The following is a 16164-nucleotide window of genomic DNA, read 5'->3' as shown; positions in this document are numbered from 1 at the left end:
CGAAGAGGCGACACCGATGACGATCAAGAAGATCGGGCTGATGACCCTGATGCTGCTGGCGGCAACAGGCGCGGCAAGCGGTGCGCTTGCGGAAAAGCAGTACAGACACATCCAGCGCATCGCGGCGTGGGCGCCAAGCGTGACCATCGGTGGACCGGCCTTCGACAAGCAGACCATTCGCATGGTCGTGCATGCGAGTGTCGGCGGGTCGTCGCTGGTCCTGCACCTGTCCAACCTGCGCGGCACGACGCCGCTGGTCGTAGGGAAGGTGAGTATCGCCGCCCAGGCCCATGGCGCCGAAGCCGTCGCAGGCTCGTTGCGTCCGGTGACCGTATGGCTTGCCACGAATTTCACCATCCCGGCCGGCGCGGAAGTATTCAGCGACCCGATCCCGATGACGGTGGACGCCGGGCAGAACCTGCTGGTCAGCATGTATCTCCCTGAAGCTACCAGTTCGGCCACCTGGCATTCCGACGCGTTCGATACGACCTATCTGTCCGAATCCGGTTCGGGGGATCGCTCCGGCGATGCCGACGGTGGCAACTACATCAAGTTGACCACCTCATGGTATTACCTGTCCGGTCTGGACATCGTTTCCCGTGCCGACGGTACCGTGGTGGCCTTCGGCGATTCCATTACCGACGGCTACAACACGCCTGTTGGCGCGTATGCCCGCTGGCCCGACTACCTGGCGCGCCGACTTGCCGACGACCGCCATCCCATGGGCGTCGTGGACGCAGGCATCGGCGGGAACCGTGTTCTTACGGACGTACCGAATATCTGGCAGGGCATCAGTGCCATCAAGCGGTTCGGCCACGATGCGCTCGAGCAGCCGGGCGTGCGGACGGTCATCCTGATGGAAGGGATCAACGATATCGGCAACGATGCCGGGCCGGATGGCGGCCCTCTGACCGCACAGGACCTGATCGACGGCTACCGGAAGCTGATCCGGCAGGCGCACGATGCAGGCGTACGCATCGTCGGCGGCACCATGCTTCCGAACAAAGGCGCCGGATACTACACCGAGGCACACGAGGCGATCCGTCAGGCCTGCAACCAGTGGATACGCAGCAGCGGTGCTTTCGATGGCGTCATCGACTTCGATCGGGCTATGCAAGCCCCCTCCGATCCGCTGGCTATGCGCGCCAGCTATGACTCCGGCGATCATCTTCATCCGAACGCGGCTGGCATGCAGGCCATGGCGAATGCGGTCGATCTTCGATTGCTGACGAAATAGTCATGAGAATTTTCTACAACAACGAATGATATGAATCGTTGTTGCCTATCGGGCTGATCCGAACAATCAATTGGACGTTCCATGGCCGCGGAGGTGCTAATGCAGCGCGCGATAGCGCAACCCGCCAAAGAGGACGTCTCATTGAAAACGACAAGTAGTTTCGTGGCGAAATATGCCCTCCTAGCCCTGGTCTCCAGCAGCGCATTCGCAGTCAGTGCACAGGATGCCCGGTTAACCACCGACGCTGGTGCGCCCGTTGGAGACAATCAGAATTCGCAGACGGCAGGGCCGGACGGTCCGGTGCTTCTGCAGGATTCGCACCTTATCGAAAAACTGCAACGATTCGATCGCGAACGTATCCCCGAGCGGGTTGTGCACGCGCGCGGTACCGGTGCTTTCGGCGTTTTCCAGCCGGATGCCGATATATCGTCGCTGAGCAAGGCCAAAGTATTCACGCCGGGCACGACGACGCCGGTATTCGTACGCTTTTCAACGGTGATGAATTACCGCGGCTCGCCCGAGCAGGCGCGCGATCCACGCGGCTTCGCAGTGAAGTTCTATACGCAGCAGGGTAACTGGGATCTCGTCGGCAATAACATGCCGATCTTCTTCATCCGCGACGCGATCAAGTTCCCCGACTTCGTTCACGCGAACAAGCCCAGCGCGGTAACCAACGTACAGGACGCCAATCTGGCGTTCGATTTCTTCGCGCATACGCCCGAAGCCACCGCGATGCTCACGCGCCTGTATTCGGCCGAAGGCATGCCCGACTCGTACCGGCATATGGATGGCTTCGGCGTGCATGCCTTCAAGCTGGTCAATGCCCAGGGCGACGTGCACTACGTGAAGTTCCACTGGAAGAGTGTGCAGGGCCTGCACAGCATCCGTCCGAAGGATGTGCCGGCGTCGCTTGCCGGGGACTGGAACCACCACACCAACGATCTCTACAAGGCGCTGAAGGCCGGCGATTATCCGAAGTGGGATCTGTATATCCAGGTGCTCGAACCGAAAGATCTCGCCCGGTTCGACTTCAATGCGCTGGACGACACCAAGATCTGGCCTGACATCCCGGAAAAGAAGATCGGCACCATGACGCTCAACCGCGTGCCGGACAATTACTTCGAAAGCACCGAGCAGTCGGCGTTCGCGCCTTCGCGCATGGTGCCGGGCATCGAAGCCTCGGAAGACCGCATGTTGCAGGGCCGGTTGTTCGCCTATGCCGATACGCAGATCTATCGCCTGGGCGCCAACTACCAGAGCCTGCCGATCAACCGTCCCGCCGTTCCCGTGAACAACGAGGACCAGGACGGCAATATGAACATCAGTGGCCGCAAGGGCGATATCAACTTCGAGCCCTCGGGCGTCAAGGAAGTACCGGAAGATCCGCAGGCCAGGCTCGTGAGTACGGCATTGAGCGGCACCACGCAGCAACAGGCGATCGCGAAGACGCGCAACTTCGTGCAGGCCGGCGAGTATTACCGTGCGCTATCGGCACAGGACAAGTCCGACCTGATCGCCACGTTGAGTGCCGATCTCAACAATGTGACCAACGAAAGCAACAAGTACACGATGCTTTCGTATTTCTACAAAGCCGATCCGGACTACGGTAGCCGCCTTGCGAAGGCGACCCGTGCCGATGTCGCGCGGGTGAAGGCTGCGGCGGCGCAGTTGAAGGACTGACGTTCCATGACATGACTCCGGCGCGTTACGGCCCGGAGTCATGTCGTCACTTTCCCGGGAAACCGCTATGTCCTCTCGTCCGCTCCGGCGACGTCGCACGCTTTACGTCGTGCTGCCCATACTCGCCATTCTTATTGCCGCCGGCGCCTATTTTTGTTTTCCCGCGCTGCGACTGCTGATCCATGGCGACCGAATTCGCGAAATACCGAACGCCCAATGGGTCGATGCCCATCGCTACGACCAGCCGTGGTTCGATGCCGCAAGGGTAGGGCGAACGGATATCCTTCGTGCGCTCAGCGAAGCGCATTACCCCATCGATTCACAGACATCGTCCGGCTATACCGCCGTGATTCTGGCCGCCTACGACGAGCAGCCCGAAGCGCTGGACTATCTGCTGGGCATCGGTGCCGACGCCTGTCGCGGTGACCGTAACGGCAATACCGCGCTGATGGGAGCGTTATACAAAGGTCATACGGCTATTGCGAAACGACTGCTCGACGCGCATTGCCCCATCGATCAGGCGAACAACTCCGGCGAAACGGCCCTGTCTTTCGCCGCGCTGTTCGGCCGTCTGGAATTCATTCCCCTGCTCGCGGCACGCGGTGCCGATCCAAACCACACCGATGTACGAGGCAATACGCCTTTGCGGGTCGTGCTCAAGCAAGGCAATGACGAGTCCGCGGCAGCGTTACGCAAGGTGGGCGCCAGTCGTTAGGGACGCTCTGGGTAAGGCTTCCGCGGGGGTTGGGGGGATGGGTAGTGGGGGCGTCGACCCGGCGATCGGCTGAGGGAACGACAAGCGCCCGGCGGAGGCAACGTCTGCCGGGCGCTTGTCGTTCCCTCAGCCGATCGCCGGAAGTGCGCCCCCATTACCCATCCCCCCCGCTCCTGGCATCTTCAATCCTTGAATATGGCCGGCGTTCCGACCCAGATCATGCGGACGTCGGACTTGCCGGTATTGCGCATGCTGTACGGATGACGCTGGTCGAAATGGGCACTATCCCCGGCGTTGAGCACGAATTTCTTCCTGCCTACGGTCATCTCGAGCGTACCGCTGAGGATGTACCAGAATCCCTCGCCCTCGCGGTGGATCGTGGGCGCGGCAAGGCCGGCGGGAACGATCAGCCGTAGCGCTTCCATCTTGCGCTCGGCGTGACGACCGCTCAGCCGCTCGTAAACCACTGGCGAATGCAGGTCGATACGATCGTGTTCATCGGCCCGGCAAACGATCTGGCCCGGTGTCGGCACGCCCACGAAATAGTCGACATCGACATCCAGTGCCTGCGCGATGGCTTCCAGCGACAGCAGCGAAGGATGGGCGAGATTCCGTTCCACCTGCGAAAGGAACGGAATCGAAAGACCGGAACCGTTGGCGAGGCCCTGTAACGTGAGGCCCAGGCCGCGGCGCCGATCGCGGATCGCGGCGCCGATGCTCAGTCCAACGGTTTTCTCCGGCGCAGGCTGTTGGCTCGCCATGGTTACGACGAATGATCGGCGCTGATAAGCCAGCGCGAGCCGACCTTATGAAATAGCAACGTGGTCAGGCCCGATACCGTGTCGCCGGTTTCCGGCTTGAGGTGATAGCGGCCGATGACGAATGCGTACTGGGAACCCAGCAACTTCACGTCGATCACCTCGAGCGTCAGCTTGCCCATGCCGGCGGTGCCGGGCGTTTTGAAGCGCGACGCGTACATCGCCTCGATCGCGTCGTAACCTTCGACGATACCTTTGGCACTGACATATCGCGTGTTAGGAGCGCGCTCATACAGCTCCATGAAGGTCTTCAGGTCGCCGGCCGACCAGGCAGCGGCGCTGGCATCCAGTGCCTGCCCGATAGCCTGCTGCGTCGACATGGAAGGTGTTTCAGCCGACACGGTGGCAGCCATCGCGACTGCACCGGCGGCACAGAAAAGGACGGATAAGTTTTTCATGGCATCCCGGGAACATTGAACGAATCAGCTCTACCGACGACACCAGTAAATGTACCCGACTGGAATGCATCGGCACCCTTTGCAAGCTATCTGGCACCCGCGTTTCGATCCTAACCTAAAACGCTTGACTCCATCAAAACTTTTTGATCTGATCGAAATCGGGCAGGGCCATGAATCGCAAACGCGCGATTAAGCAGGCGGCCAGGCGATATCCGGTGCCAGGGGAATGAAGGCGCAGCCGGTCAGGGACATCTGGCAGTAACCGGACGTGGGCCGTTCCAGTGGATTCATCCACTCGGCGGCCGGGGTAGCAACGCACACACGATGTACCGCGAACGCGCCTGTACGACAGGCGTGCGCGGGAGGTATGCAGGTCTTACAGGCCGCTTCTTTCAGCCGCTATCCGGGGAGTCACATGAAACACGATCTCAGGCACACCCTTCTTTACGTAGCCCTGCTGAGCGCTGCGCTGACTGTCGATGGGGTCCAGGCGCAGGATGCCGCCGGAACCGGTGCCGATCAGACTAAGGCCGACAAGAAGAAAACACTGGCGTCCGATACGCCGCAGACGCTCGAGGGCATCACGGTCACGGCCGCCAAGCGCGAACAGGACATCCAGAAAGTACCGATCAGCATGACGGCGCTGACGGGCGAGCAGCTCGAACGCCAGGGTGTCACCAGTCTTGTCGATCTCGCGCGCATCGCTCCTTCGTTGACGGTCGCCTCGTCCGGTCCCGGCGAAAATAACCTCATTATTCGGGGTATTTCTTCCAGCGCCGGCTCTGCTGCCACCGTGGGCTATTACCTCGACGACGTGCCCATCGCGGCATCGAGCAACGCTGCCCTGTTGTCGACACGTGGCGTGATCGATCCGTCGGTGTTCGATATCGAGCGCGTCGAAGTCCTGCGTGGGCCGCAGGGCACCATCTATGGTTCCAGTTCCATGGGCGGCACGGTCAAGTACGTGACCAATCAGCCCGATCTGGACAATGTCGAGGCCCGCATCAAGACCGACGTGTCCGGCACGCATCATGGCGGCGCGAACGCCAACGTCAACGGCGTGCTGAATATTCCGCTGATGAAGGACAAGGTGGCTCTGCGCGTGTCCGCGTACTACCGCGACGACGACGGTTACATCGATCGCTATCCCATCAGTCCGTCCAATTACCTTGCGGCGGACCCATCCGGCAAGAAACAGGACAACGTCAACACCTATAAGACGTATGGCGCACGCATCGCCATGCTCATCAAGCCGGACGATACGCTGACCATCACGCCCAGCGTGATCTACCAGTACTCCAAGCTCGGCTCGCCGTTTACCTACGACAAGATACCGGCCTCGCTGGGCAATCCCTATCAGGTTCGCGACGTCGACGAGGCCAATGTCCAGAAGTCGACGATCTCGAATATTGCCATCCACAAGCAGTTCGATACCTTCGAGCTGATGTCCTCCACGTCTTACTTCACCCGCGATATCAGCCTGCGCGACGACAGTTCGAAGGTCATCAACTATTTCTTCGGGCTGCCCAGCGTTTATCCGGTCACGATGTACGGTAGCTACAAGAACAAGGAATTCACGGAAGAGGTGAGGGCGACCAGCAAGATCGACGGTCCGGTGCAGGCGATCCTTGGCGCGTTCTATCACGATGTCAGAGCGCCATTGACGTCCTCCATTCCTTATCCCGCGGGATTCAACCAGACCTTCGGCACCCCGTTCCCGGCGTACTCCACGATATATGCCGGCGCGCGCAACGCCACGCTCGATGAGTACGCGGTATTCGGCGAGCTGTCCTGGAACATTACCGACAAGCTGAAGGCGAGCGCGGGTATCCGTGCGTTCGAGGTGAAGCAGGGCTTTTCGCAAAGTGGCGATGGTCTCCTGAATGGCGGTCCGAGCAGCGTGCATAGCAGCTCGAAGGATTACGGCAGCACACCGAAGTTCACCCTGCAGTACCAGATCGATGCGGACAACATGGTCTATGCGACGGCGTCCGAGGGCTATCGTCCCGGCGGCCCGAACAACCCCGCACCGGCCGCGCTGTGCGGTACGGAAGTGGCGGGGCTGGGCCTGAGCCAGTCCCAGCTCAACAAGTACAACCCGGACACCCTCTGGAACTACGAACTGGGTTTCAAGAGTGCATGGATGGACCGTCGCCTGCTCGTCGACGCGTCGGTCTATCACATCGACTGGAACCACGTGCAGCAGCAGATCGTGCTCGGTTGCGGCTATAACATCACCGCGAATTTCGGCAACGCGGTAAGCCAGGGCGCCGAACTCGAACTGAAATTCCTCCCCGTGGATGCGGTGACGCTGAGCGCGGGCTTCGGTTACAACGATGCGCATCTGAAGAACGACGTTCCCGGCACCTCGGCGAAAGACGGCGACCGTCTGGTCAATGTCCCGCGCTTTACCGGTTCCGTTGGCGCCGAGTATCGCCGTCGCGTCAATGCCGATTACGACGGCTTCGCACGCGCCGACATGAGCTATGTCGGCGACTCGAATTTCCTTTACGACCGGAATAGTCCTTTCTACCGGCGCAAGGGCTTCGCTACCACCAACATCCGCGTCGGTGTAGAAGGTCGCAACGGCTTCGACATATCGCTGTACGCGACCAACCTGTTCGACAAGCATGGCGAAACCGATCTGCCGGTCGCCATCTCGGCCGACTTGCCGACGACCCGCCGCGTGGCGATCAACCAGCCGCGCACGATCGGTGTAACGGTTCAATACCAGTACTGAGCTTCACGGAGCCACGCGGCGACCATGCCGCGTGGCGATCCGGAATCCTTTATTCCGAACCACGTACCGGGATCGCCTCACCGCGAACCCGCGACAGACTCTGGATGACGACCATGACCCGCTCGATCGACAACACTTTCCTTCGGGAAGCACTCCTCGATATTCCCAGGTGGACCCACCCCGCGCCCGCCATCGCCGTCGACGAGCGGATGCAACGACTGGCTCGCGCCCGTCAGCTCATGGTTCAGGCCGGCGTCGACAGCCTGTTGATCGGTGCCGGCCAGAGCCTGCGCTATTTCACGGGCATATCGTGGGGCATGATCGAACGCCTGTTGGGCATGGTGCTGACGCTGGAAGGCGACCCCGTACTGATCTGCCCGGCCTTCGAAGCGGGATCGCTGGACGCCGTCGTGGAAATCGATGTCGATGTGCGTCTCTGGCAAGAGCATGAAAGCCCTTACGACCTGGTTGCCGGCGTATTGCGCGAGAACGGCAGCCGGAAACTCGCCATCGATCCGGCGTTGCCATACGCCATGGTCGATGCGCTGAAACACGCGACGCGATCGGTTGGCTTCGTTAACGCTGCATCGATCGTCGACGGTTGTCGCATGCTCAAGTCCGGCGCCGAACTTGCCTTGATGCGTCAGGCCAAGCAGATCACCCTGGAAGTACAGCGTCGTGCGCAAGGTATCCTGCACAAAGGTATCGCTGCCAGCACGGTACGACGTTACATCGACGAAGCCCATCGCGCGATCGGCAGCGAAGGCAGTACGTTCTGCATTGTCCTGTTCGGCCCGTCGACCGCCTTCCCGCACGGCTTGCCGTCGGACGACGTGCTCGCGGAAGGCGATATGGTGCTGATCGACACGGGATGCGCGGTGCAGGGCTACAACTCCGATATCACGCGAAGCTACGTGTTCGGCGAGCCGACCCGGTTGCAACGGGACATGTGGAACCTCGAAAAAGAAGCGCAGCAGGCGGCGTTCGATGCGGCACGTCCCGGCGAACCCTGCGAACGTGCCGACCAGGCCGCGCGCGCCGTCGTGGAGCGTGCCGGATTGGGTCCCGGCTACCAGCTACCCGGCGTACCCCACCGGACCGGTCATGGCATCGGACTATCGGTGCACGAGGCGCCGTATCTCGTCCGCGGCGACCGCACGGAAATGCAGCCGGGCATGTGTTTCTCCAACGAGCCGATGATCGTCGTACCCGGCGAGTTCGGTGTTCGACTGGAGGATCATTTCTTCGTGACGGCTACCGGCGCCGAATGGTTTACGGAACGTTCCGTATCGATCGACAAGCCGTTTTCCTGACCGGGGCTCGGCTTCGCCATCGCTTTTGCGCTCGGACGTTGCGGGAAGAGCCGTCGGCCACCGCCCTCGACGCTCCGGCTCCACCGTCGCTCGGGAAAAGAGAGCCGCTGCGCGGCTAGTGTCTTAATGGCTGCGCCCCGTCGCGCCCGCGCGGCGGGCGGGGGTTTTCGATTCGGCTCCTGCCTCAGCGAAAACGGCGGACCGTCCGGGTCCGCCCCCTTCGGGCCTTGTCCGCCCGCCGCGCTCGGTTCCGCAAGTCGCGTCGAGGGCGGTGGCCGACGGCTCTTCCGGATGTTGCGGTGACGTGGAGGGAAAGCCGCGCGTGACGCATGACCGGTGGTGACCGTATCTGGTCCGGTCCCATCACCTGCTCGGCTTGCGCTCTCCCCACAACAAACCGCAACCGACGGTGCCGTGGCCGGGTTGGTCCTTGGGGCCGCCTTAGCCGAGGGCCGCGATGACTGACTACGGAAGCGAAGTGGGGGCTACGGCCCGCTCCCGCAGGGACGGCGCCGAAGGCCCCAAGGGCCAACCCGGTCGCGGCCTCCCAAACGCACGAGCGTGAGGCAGCCAAGTCACGAGCAACACGAGACACCCGCCAAAGAGCGACCATAAGCGCGAGTTCGTCTCCATAGTGCGAGAGGAACCACAAAAAAACCGAGCGTCTGTTACACACCTGTCACAACAGCTACCTACGCTGACGACACCGCATGACAGGGGATGCGGCTCTGTGCAATTCGGCCGAAATATATTCCGAGGAGCTTCGTCATGCGTAAGTTACTGGCCGCAGGCATTGCCTGCGTGCTTACCCTATCCGCCGCCTCGATCGTCGCAGCGCAGCAGCAGGTGGATGTCTCCGCCGATGCGCGCGGCAACGGTCAGAATTCCGGCTGGGGTCACGGCGGTCGCGGCAACAACCCGCGTTCCGCTACCCCGATCAAGCATCTGGTCGTGATCTTCCAGGAGAACGTCTCCTTCGATCACTACTTCGGTACCTATCCCTTCGCCGCGAACGGGAAGGGCGAGCCGGCTTTCTATGCGAAGCCGTTCACGCCGCAAGTCAACGGACTGACCCAGAACCTGCTCAGCCACAATCCGAACGCCGCCAATCCGGGCAACGGCACCGCCGCGATCAATCCCTTCCGCCTTGCCCGCGCGCAGGCCGCCACGGCCGATCAGGACCATGGCTATACCTCCGAACAGCGGGCCTTCAACGGCGGCAAGATGGATCTCTTCCCGCAGTACACCGGCCGCGGCGAAGTACTGCCCGGCGGCGACCCGTCCGAGGAAGGCAAGGGCCAGGTCATGGGCTATTACGACGGCAATACCGTCACGGCTTTCTGGAACTATGCGCAGAATTACGCGCTCAACGACAATAGTTACGGCACGGTGTTCGGTCCATCGACGCCCGGTGCGCTCAGCCTGATCGCCGGTCAGACGGCCGGTGTCGCCGACACGCTCAACGGCACCGGTGCCGAGACGGACGACGGCAACGGCGGTCTGACGATGATCGGCGATCCCGATCCGATCGGCGATGTCTGCGCTTCGCCGACCGCCAACCAGGTGACGATGGGCGGCCGCAATATCGGCGACCTGCTCAACGAGAAAGACATCACCTGGGGCTTCTTTCAGGGCGGTTTCGACCTGACCCGGAGCAATGCCGACGGCAGCACGGGTTGTACGCGCCGCACGCTGTCGAAGGTCACCAACGTGACCTCGAACGACTATAGCCCGCATCACCAGCCGTTCCAGTACTACCCGACGACGGCAAACCCGACGCATGCCCGGCCCAGCTCCGTCGCCACGATCGGCAAGAGCGGCGACGCTGCCAATCACCAGTACGACATCGAAGATTTTTACGACACCCTCGAAGCGGGCAATCTCCCGACCGTCAGCTTCCTCAAGGCGCCGGCTTACCAGGACGGACACGCCGGTTATTCCGATCCACTGGACGAACAGACCTTCGTCGTCCACGTCATCAACGCCTTGCAGCAGAGTGGCAAGTGGCGCGATACCGCCGTGGTCATTGCTTACGACGACTCCGACGGCTGGTACGACCACCAGGCATCGCCGCGCACGAACGCTTCCAGCGGCACGACCGACGCCCTCGACGGAGCCGGGTTGTGCAAGGGACGCGCGACGCTGCCGGGTCTGGACGGCACGACGCCGGCGCAAGGTCGCTGCGGCTTCGGTCCGCGTCTGCCGCTGCTGGTGATCTCGCCGTGGGCGCGCGAGAACGCGGTCGATCACACGCTGACCGACCAGAGCTCGATCACGCGCTTCATCGAGGACAACTGGCTCAACGGCCAGCGCATCGGCGGCGGCTCCACCGACGCGCAGGCGGGCCGTCTCGACAGCATGTTCGACTTTTCGATACCGCGTTTGTTCGATCGCAAGCTGATCCTCGACGAATCCACCGGTCAGCCGAAGAACCACGCGGGCTGGCCGTACTGGCCGTTCGAGAACGGCGGGCATGGTTGATGCCATCGATCGCCGCCGCTTCCTGAAAGCGGCGGCGTGGACGACCGCGGCGGGTTGGCTCCCGTCGCGGCTGTTCGCTCACGACATGCACGGTATGCACGCGGCCCCGCCGGGACAGGTGGGTAACGACCTGTGCATGCATCCGATGGGCGATACCACCCGCATGCCGGGACTGGTCGATCCGGGCAAACTCGCGCCCTTCGTCGATGCATTGCCGATACCGCCGACGCTACATCCGGAAACTGGCAAACCGTTGCACGTGCGTATGGCGGAGTCATCGCAGAAACTGCATCGCGACCTGCCGACGACGACGTTGTGGACCTACGGGGGCCACTATCCCGGCCCGACGATCGAGGCGCGCACGGGTCAGGCATTCGACGTGGTCTGGGAGAACGCGCTGCCAGCGAAGCATTTCCTGCCGGTCGACCACGCCATCTGCGGTGCCGAGGCCGACAAACCGGAAGTGCGGGCGATCGTCCACCTGCACGGCGCCAAGGTACCGCGTGCGGACGACGGTTATCCGGAAGACTGGTATGTCCCCGGCAAGTCGCGCAAACACCATTACCCTAATGCGCAGGACGCGGCGACGCTCTGGTACCACGATCACGCGATGGGCATTAACCGCCTGAACATGTACGCCGGGCTGATGGGAATGTATCTGTTACGCGACGAACACGAGCTGTCGCTCGGTCTGCCTTCGGGCGAGCAGGAGATTCCGCTGGTCCTCGCCGACCGCCTGTTGCATACGGACGGCCGTCTCTACTATCCCGACTCCGGCGACGCGAAGGCACCATGGATACCCGAAGTTTTCGGCAACCTCACGCTGATTAACGGCGTCATTCTGCCGCGCGCCGACGTGCAACCGCGTCGCTATCGCCTGCGTGTGCTGAATGCGGCGAACGGACGCTTCTATCACCTGCGTCTCAAAGATGGGCGACCCTTTCAGGTCATCGGATCGGACCAGGGCCTGCTTGCCGCACCTGCGACGATGAAGGCGATCTTCCTTGCACCGGGCGAGCGCGCCGATATCGTGATCGACTTCGCCGCGTTGCGCGGCGGCGCGGTGGAGCTGATGAACGACGCGCTGCCGTTGATGCGCTTTCAGGTAGGGCAGGGCAACGCGAACGACGATAGTCGCGTGCCGGACGTTTTGCGCGACCTTCCGCGGGTAACGGAAACGAGCGCGACGAAAACGCGGGAGTTGACACTGGACGAATACAGCGACTGTGTCGCCACGCCAATGTTGATGCTGCTGAACGGCAAACGCTGGCACGAGCCGGTCACGGAAAAACCGGTGCTCGGCAGTACCGAAATGTGGAACCTCGTCAATCTCACCGAGGACACCCACCCGATCCACCTGCACCTCGTGCGTTTTCAGATTCTTGATCGGCGCCCGTACGACGTCGACGAATACATGCAATCGAAGACCCTCCGCTATGTCGGTCCCGCGCAGGCACCGCCGGCACACGAGCGTGGCTGGAAGGACGTGGTGCAGGCGTATCCCGGGATGGTCACGCGTATTGTTGCGACATTCGATGGCTATGCCGGACGTTATGCCTGGCATTGCCATCTGGCTGAGCATGAGGCGAACGAGATGATGCGGCCGTTCGAGGTTGTTGCGGGGTAAGCTGGCGGTGTCGCGCGCAGCAGGTCGCGTGCTCTTTGATCTTGTTCTCTGTGGGAACGCGCCTGCGCGCGATACCTGCGAAGCGAAAGGCCGGAACATCCCGGCCTTCCTTTCCCCTCGATCAAACGGCGCGAATGAGCTCAAGCTGCTGCAGCGCCTTCACGCCGTCATCCAGCCCGATCTCTTCGACGATCCTGCCGTTTTCCAGACGAAGTACCGTCGTGCCCGTGAAGCGCATCGTCCGGCCCGTGGCGGCAGGGAGCGAACCGATCAGGAAATCGCCGAACGCCGGACCACGGTGCGTACCGCCGCCCACCCAACGTCCCACGACATAGTCGCCTTCGGCGATAAGGTCGGCGGCACCGGCAAAAGACAGGTCCGGAAACGCTTCGCGGAAGTCGGCCATGAATGCCTTAATGTCGTCGTGACCGCGACGTGGCTCATGCAGCGAATACTGCAGAAGCATATCCGGCGCGGCGAGATCGTCCACGACGGCGGGGTTGTAGGTGTCTCCCCAGAACTCGGTAAACCAGCGGCCTACGATGGTCTTGTTATCGTCTTCTTTGGACATGATGCATTCCTTGAATTGTCGGCAGGGAAGAGAGGCCGTGTGCTTCTCCATGCACGAACAATATCGATGCCGATCGTCTATCACCCTCCGTTTCTTGCGCTTCGATCGCCATGGGGCATCAGGGCTTTTCGGCGGATGGATCGGGCCGGTATTCGGCGAGCTTGCCGCGCAGGAATGTTGCCGAATCGACGACTTGTCCATCGGGAAACCGGATGGTGTATTTGATTCCGGACTCCGACGAGCTGGTGGCGCAATAGACGATGAAGTCTTCGGCGGTCTTCACGCGGCTACCCGCGAAGCGCAGTTTCAGCCGCATATGCGCCGCGGCTTTCTCCGCATCGTAGGACGTGCCGTTGCGAATAAAGGTCGCGCCTTTCAGTGACGCCACGGAGGCAATGAGATAGTCGATCTTCTGCTGTTCGACGGCGTTCTGGCCGAACGCCGGGGTCAGCCACACAAAACACAATAGCCATGCCGCCACGATGCGTCGTACGAGTCGACGCCGGTACCGGCGGTCGCCGGCTATGCGCTGTGTTGCAAGAAGCATGAGGTTGTCTTCCTGTCGGCCGGGCGGATCAGAGCATTCCATCGAGCGGCAACATCCTGAGCAGCGTTACCTCCAGGCGGCGTTGCGCGGTAGCATCGGGATCATGGCTGTAACGCAACGGTTTGTCGCCATTGCTGGCCTGCCAACGCATCGTGCCGCGATGACGCGAATCCCTGCCGTCAAGGACCACGTGGTAAGCATTCGCAGGGAGGATGGCGGTATCGAAGAAATGGGTCACCGCTTCGGCAAGCGGGGGACAGTCGACGATGATGCCCATCTCCGTGTTCAGAAGTTTCGAGCGTTCGTCCATATTCATCGAGCCGATGAATACCCACTGCCGATCCACCACGATAGCCTTGGCGTGCAGGCTGACGCCGGAGGACGTTCCCCTGGCGGTTGCTGGCTGGGCCGCGCCCGCCGCGGGCCTGAGTTCGTAGAGTTGTAAACCGCTTTCGAGCAGGGCGCGGCGATAGTGTGCGTAGCCCGAATGCACGGCTGGCTCGTCGGTGGAGGCCAGCGAATTGGTCAGCACCTTGACGGTCACGCCATGCGCGACCAGTCCGCCCAGATATTGCGTGCCGCTATCGCCGGGAATGAAATAAGGCGACATCAGCAATACTTCCTGTCGCGCGCTATCGGTCATGGCTCTGATCCGCGGGCCGATCCGCAGCGCCGGTTCATCGTGGTCGGTGGCGATCTTCTCCGGCTGATCGGCGACGAGGGTGGCATCCCCCCAGAACCAGGAGCCGGGGCGGTCCGCGGAGGGCCCATTCGGCAGCTCGTCCAGCGTCGCCTGCGCGTAGTCCGATTGCGCGAAGGCTCGCGCGTCGCGCGCAAGATCGGCGCGCAGTTTCGCCAGATCGTAAAGACTGGAACGCTTGCCCTGAAACGCCGTGACCGGATAGGCGGCGTCGCAGTTCCAGTAGTCGTCGAAGGCATGCGACGCTTCCTTCACCACCGGACCGATGGCGATCAGGTCCAGGTCGCGGAAGTTGGTGCTGTCGCCGGCGTCGAAATAGTCGTTGCCGATATTGCGGCCACCCACGACCGCCACATTGCCGTCCACGATGTACGACTTATTGTGCATGCGGCGGTTGAGCCGGTGTGCATCGAGCATGAATTGCACGGCCCGGGACACGAAAGACGGGTCGTGTGTGGAAAACGGATTGAACAGTCTGACCTCGATATTCGGATGCGCGTCGAGCGCATCCAGCATATCGATCTCGTTGCGTACGTTGATGTCGTCCAGAAGCAGGCGCACGCGCACGCCCCGATCCGCGGCCTTCAGGAGACGCTGCGCAACCAGCCGGCCCGTCGCGTCATTGTCGAAGATGTAGTACTGCAGGTCGATCGAATGCTGCGCGTGGTCGGCCAGCACGATGCGGCTCATCAGCGCATTGGTGCTGAGGGTAAGCAGCCGGAAGCCGGACTGGTCCTGGTGCTGGTCCACCTGGGCATGGACGTAGAGCCCGGTCGGCGTGCCGGTGGCGGGCGACATGGCCTTCGACGGCGGCTTGGCGGCATCGCTGCGCGGGGCCGAGCAGGCGCCGAGCACGAGCCCGATCATCGCCAGAACCATCAGAGCATGGGCACGTCGCAACATGAATATGACCGGGCCGGATCGACCACTCGCAGGGGAATCCAGACGAACCGCTCCGCCCGGGGTATCCCTTTGTTATCGAAGCTGCCGGACAGGCGGGGGCCGACGGCTGGATTCACGGCCGGGCACCGCAGGCAGCTTGGGCCAGGGGGTGTGAATACGAAGCGACGCCAGACGGAAGAATAGTGAGAGGTCCGGTCCCCGCGCATGTACGGGAGTGTTGGCCCGGACGACAACGGCGCCTCCATCGCATCCAATACCGGTGCGGCAACAGCCGGTCGGGCTTCCCCCCAAGCGCGCGACCTGGCGATAACGCCCTATCCCCATGCTTACCGCCGGCACCATCACGATGCTTCGAGTACTCCGTTGGCTACACCCCCATGCATTTCGGCGCTTACGGTGTCGCGAGGGTCACGTTAGTGTCCGGGGTTTAACGC

12 protein-coding genes are annotated in these 16164 nt (G+C 62.1%); 7 read left to right on the top strand and 5 right to left on the bottom strand.

Annotated elements, in window-relative coordinates:
* Positions 1 to 16 precede the first annotated feature (16 nt).
* From AC3IR3_RS10910 to AC3IR3_RS10900, 3 genes are all read left to right on the top strand, one after another.
* Complete coding sequence (locus tag AC3IR3_RS10910; RefSeq protein ID WP_489192029.1) at positions 17 to 1237, top strand: SGNH/GDSL hydrolase family protein; 1221 nt, start codon at positions 17 to 19, stop codon at positions 1235 to 1237.
* Between the two features lie 141 nt (positions 1238 to 1378).
* A complete protein-coding gene (locus AC3IR3_RS10905; RefSeq protein WP_489192027.1) occupies positions 1379 to 2917 on the top strand; it encodes a catalase in 1539 nt (512 codons plus the stop codon).
* 67 nt (positions 2918 to 2984) lie between these two features.
* The gene (locus AC3IR3_RS10900; protein WP_489192026.1) at positions 2985 to 3632 is read left to right on the top strand and encodes an ankyrin repeat domain-containing protein; all 648 of its coding nucleotides are present in this window, start codon (positions 2985 to 2987) and stop codon (positions 3630 to 3632) included.
* A 182-nt stretch (positions 3633 to 3814) separates the two neighbouring features.
* Here AC3IR3_RS10900 and AC3IR3_RS10895 read toward each other — a convergent pair whose 3' ends face one another.
* Positions 3815 to 4393 carry a helix-turn-helix domain-containing protein gene (locus AC3IR3_RS10895; protein WP_489192024.1) on the bottom strand — a complete coding sequence of 193 codons (579 nt, stop codon included), beginning with the start codon at positions 4391 to 4393 and terminating at the stop codon, positions 3815 to 3817.
* A gap of 2 nt (positions 4394 to 4395) precedes the next feature.
* On the bottom strand, positions 4396 to 4848 hold the full coding sequence (locus tag AC3IR3_RS10890) for a YybH family protein (RefSeq protein WP_489192022.1): 453 nt from the start codon (positions 4846 to 4848) through the stop codon (positions 4396 to 4398).
* A 415-nt stretch (positions 4849 to 5263) separates the two neighbouring features.
* Here AC3IR3_RS10890 and AC3IR3_RS10885 point away from each other — a divergent pair, with 415 nt between their 5' ends.
* The 4 genes from AC3IR3_RS10885 (at position 5264) to AC3IR3_RS10870 (ending at position 13009) form a co-directional block, all read left to right on the top strand.
* Positions 5264 to 7588: a TonB-dependent receptor gene (locus AC3IR3_RS10885; RefSeq protein ID WP_489192020.1), complete on the top strand. Its 2325-nt coding sequence runs from the start codon at positions 5264 to 5266 to the stop codon at positions 7586 to 7588.
* A 113-nt stretch (positions 7589 to 7701) separates the two neighbouring features.
* The gene (locus tag AC3IR3_RS10880) at positions 7702 to 8901 is read left to right on the top strand and encodes a M24 family metallopeptidase (protein ID WP_489192018.1); all 1200 of its coding nucleotides are present in this window, start codon (positions 7702 to 7704) and stop codon (positions 8899 to 8901) included.
* A gap of 768 nt (positions 8902 to 9669) precedes the next feature.
* Positions 9670 to 11382, top strand: coding sequence for a phospholipase C (locus tag AC3IR3_RS10875; protein WP_489192016.1), 1713 nt, complete (start codon positions 9670 to 9672; stop codon positions 11380 to 11382).
* Positions 11375 to 13009: a multicopper oxidase family protein gene (locus AC3IR3_RS10870; protein ID WP_489192014.1), complete on the top strand. Its 1635-nt coding sequence runs from the start codon at positions 11375 to 11377 to the stop codon at positions 13007 to 13009. Before AC3IR3_RS10875 ends, AC3IR3_RS10870 begins: the two co-directional genes overlap by 8 nt.
* Positions 13010 to 13130: 121 nt before the next feature.
* Here the strand turns inward: AC3IR3_RS10870 and AC3IR3_RS10865 are convergent, their stop codons facing one another.
* The 3 genes from AC3IR3_RS10865 to AC3IR3_RS10855 form a co-directional block, all read right to left on the bottom strand.
* Positions 13131 to 13580, bottom strand: coding sequence for an ester cyclase (locus tag AC3IR3_RS10865; protein ID WP_489192012.1), 450 nt, complete (start codon positions 13578 to 13580; stop codon positions 13131 to 13133).
* 118 nt (positions 13581 to 13698) lie between these two features.
* Positions 13699 to 14127: a DUF5329 family protein gene (locus AC3IR3_RS10860; RefSeq protein WP_489192010.1), complete on the bottom strand. Its 429-nt coding sequence runs from the start codon at positions 14125 to 14127 to the stop codon at positions 13699 to 13701.
* 28 nt (positions 14128 to 14155) lie between these two features.
* Complete coding sequence (locus AC3IR3_RS10855) at positions 14156 to 15730, bottom strand: phospholipase D-like domain-containing protein (RefSeq protein WP_489192008.1); 1575 nt, start codon at positions 15728 to 15730, stop codon at positions 14156 to 14158.
* Between the last annotated feature and the right edge of the window lie 434 nt (positions 15731 to 16164).

The sequence above is a fragment of the Luteibacter sp. GL_149 genome, from assembly GCF_057834065.1.
Note: the sequence above shows the minus strand (reverse complement) of the source record. Positions and strands in the feature narration are given on the sequence as shown.

Coding starts and splice junctions, on each gene's coding strand:
- AC3IR3_RS10910 (WP_489192029.1), top strand. CDS start 17: ATGACGATCAAGAAGATCGGGCTGATGACCCTGATGCTGCTGGCGGCA.
- AC3IR3_RS10895 (WP_489192024.1), bottom strand. CDS start 4,393: ATGGCGAGCCAACAGCCTGCGCCGGAGAAAACCGTTGGACTGAGCATC.
- AC3IR3_RS10880 (WP_489192018.1), top strand. CDS start 7,702: ATGACCCGCTCGATCGACAACACTTTCCTTCGGGAAGCACTCCTCGAT.
- AC3IR3_RS10870 (WP_489192014.1), top strand. CDS start 11,375: ATGGTTGATGCCATCGATCGCCGCCGCTTCCTGAAAGCGGCGGCGTGG.
- AC3IR3_RS10875 (WP_489192016.1), top strand. CDS start 9,670: ATGCGTAAGTTACTGGCCGCAGGCATTGCCTGCGTGCTTACCCTATCC.
- AC3IR3_RS10860 (WP_489192010.1), bottom strand. CDS start 14,127: ATGCTTCTTGCAACACAGCGCATAGCCGGCGACCGCCGGTACCGGCGT.
- AC3IR3_RS10885 (WP_489192020.1), top strand. CDS start 5,264: ATGAAACACGATCTCAGGCACACCCTTCTTTACGTAGCCCTGCTGAGC.
- AC3IR3_RS10890 (WP_489192022.1), bottom strand. CDS start 4,848: ATGAAAAACTTATCCGTCCTTTTCTGTGCCGCCGGTGCAGTCGCGATG.
- AC3IR3_RS10855 (WP_489192008.1), bottom strand. CDS start 15,730: ATGTTGCGACGTGCCCATGCTCTGATGGTTCTGGCGATGATCGGGCTC.
- AC3IR3_RS10865 (WP_489192012.1), bottom strand. CDS start 13,580: ATGTCCAAAGAAGACGATAACAAGACCATCGTAGGCCGCTGGTTTACC.
- AC3IR3_RS10900 (WP_489192026.1), top strand. CDS start 2,985: ATGTCCTCTCGTCCGCTCCGGCGACGTCGCACGCTTTACGTCGTGCTG.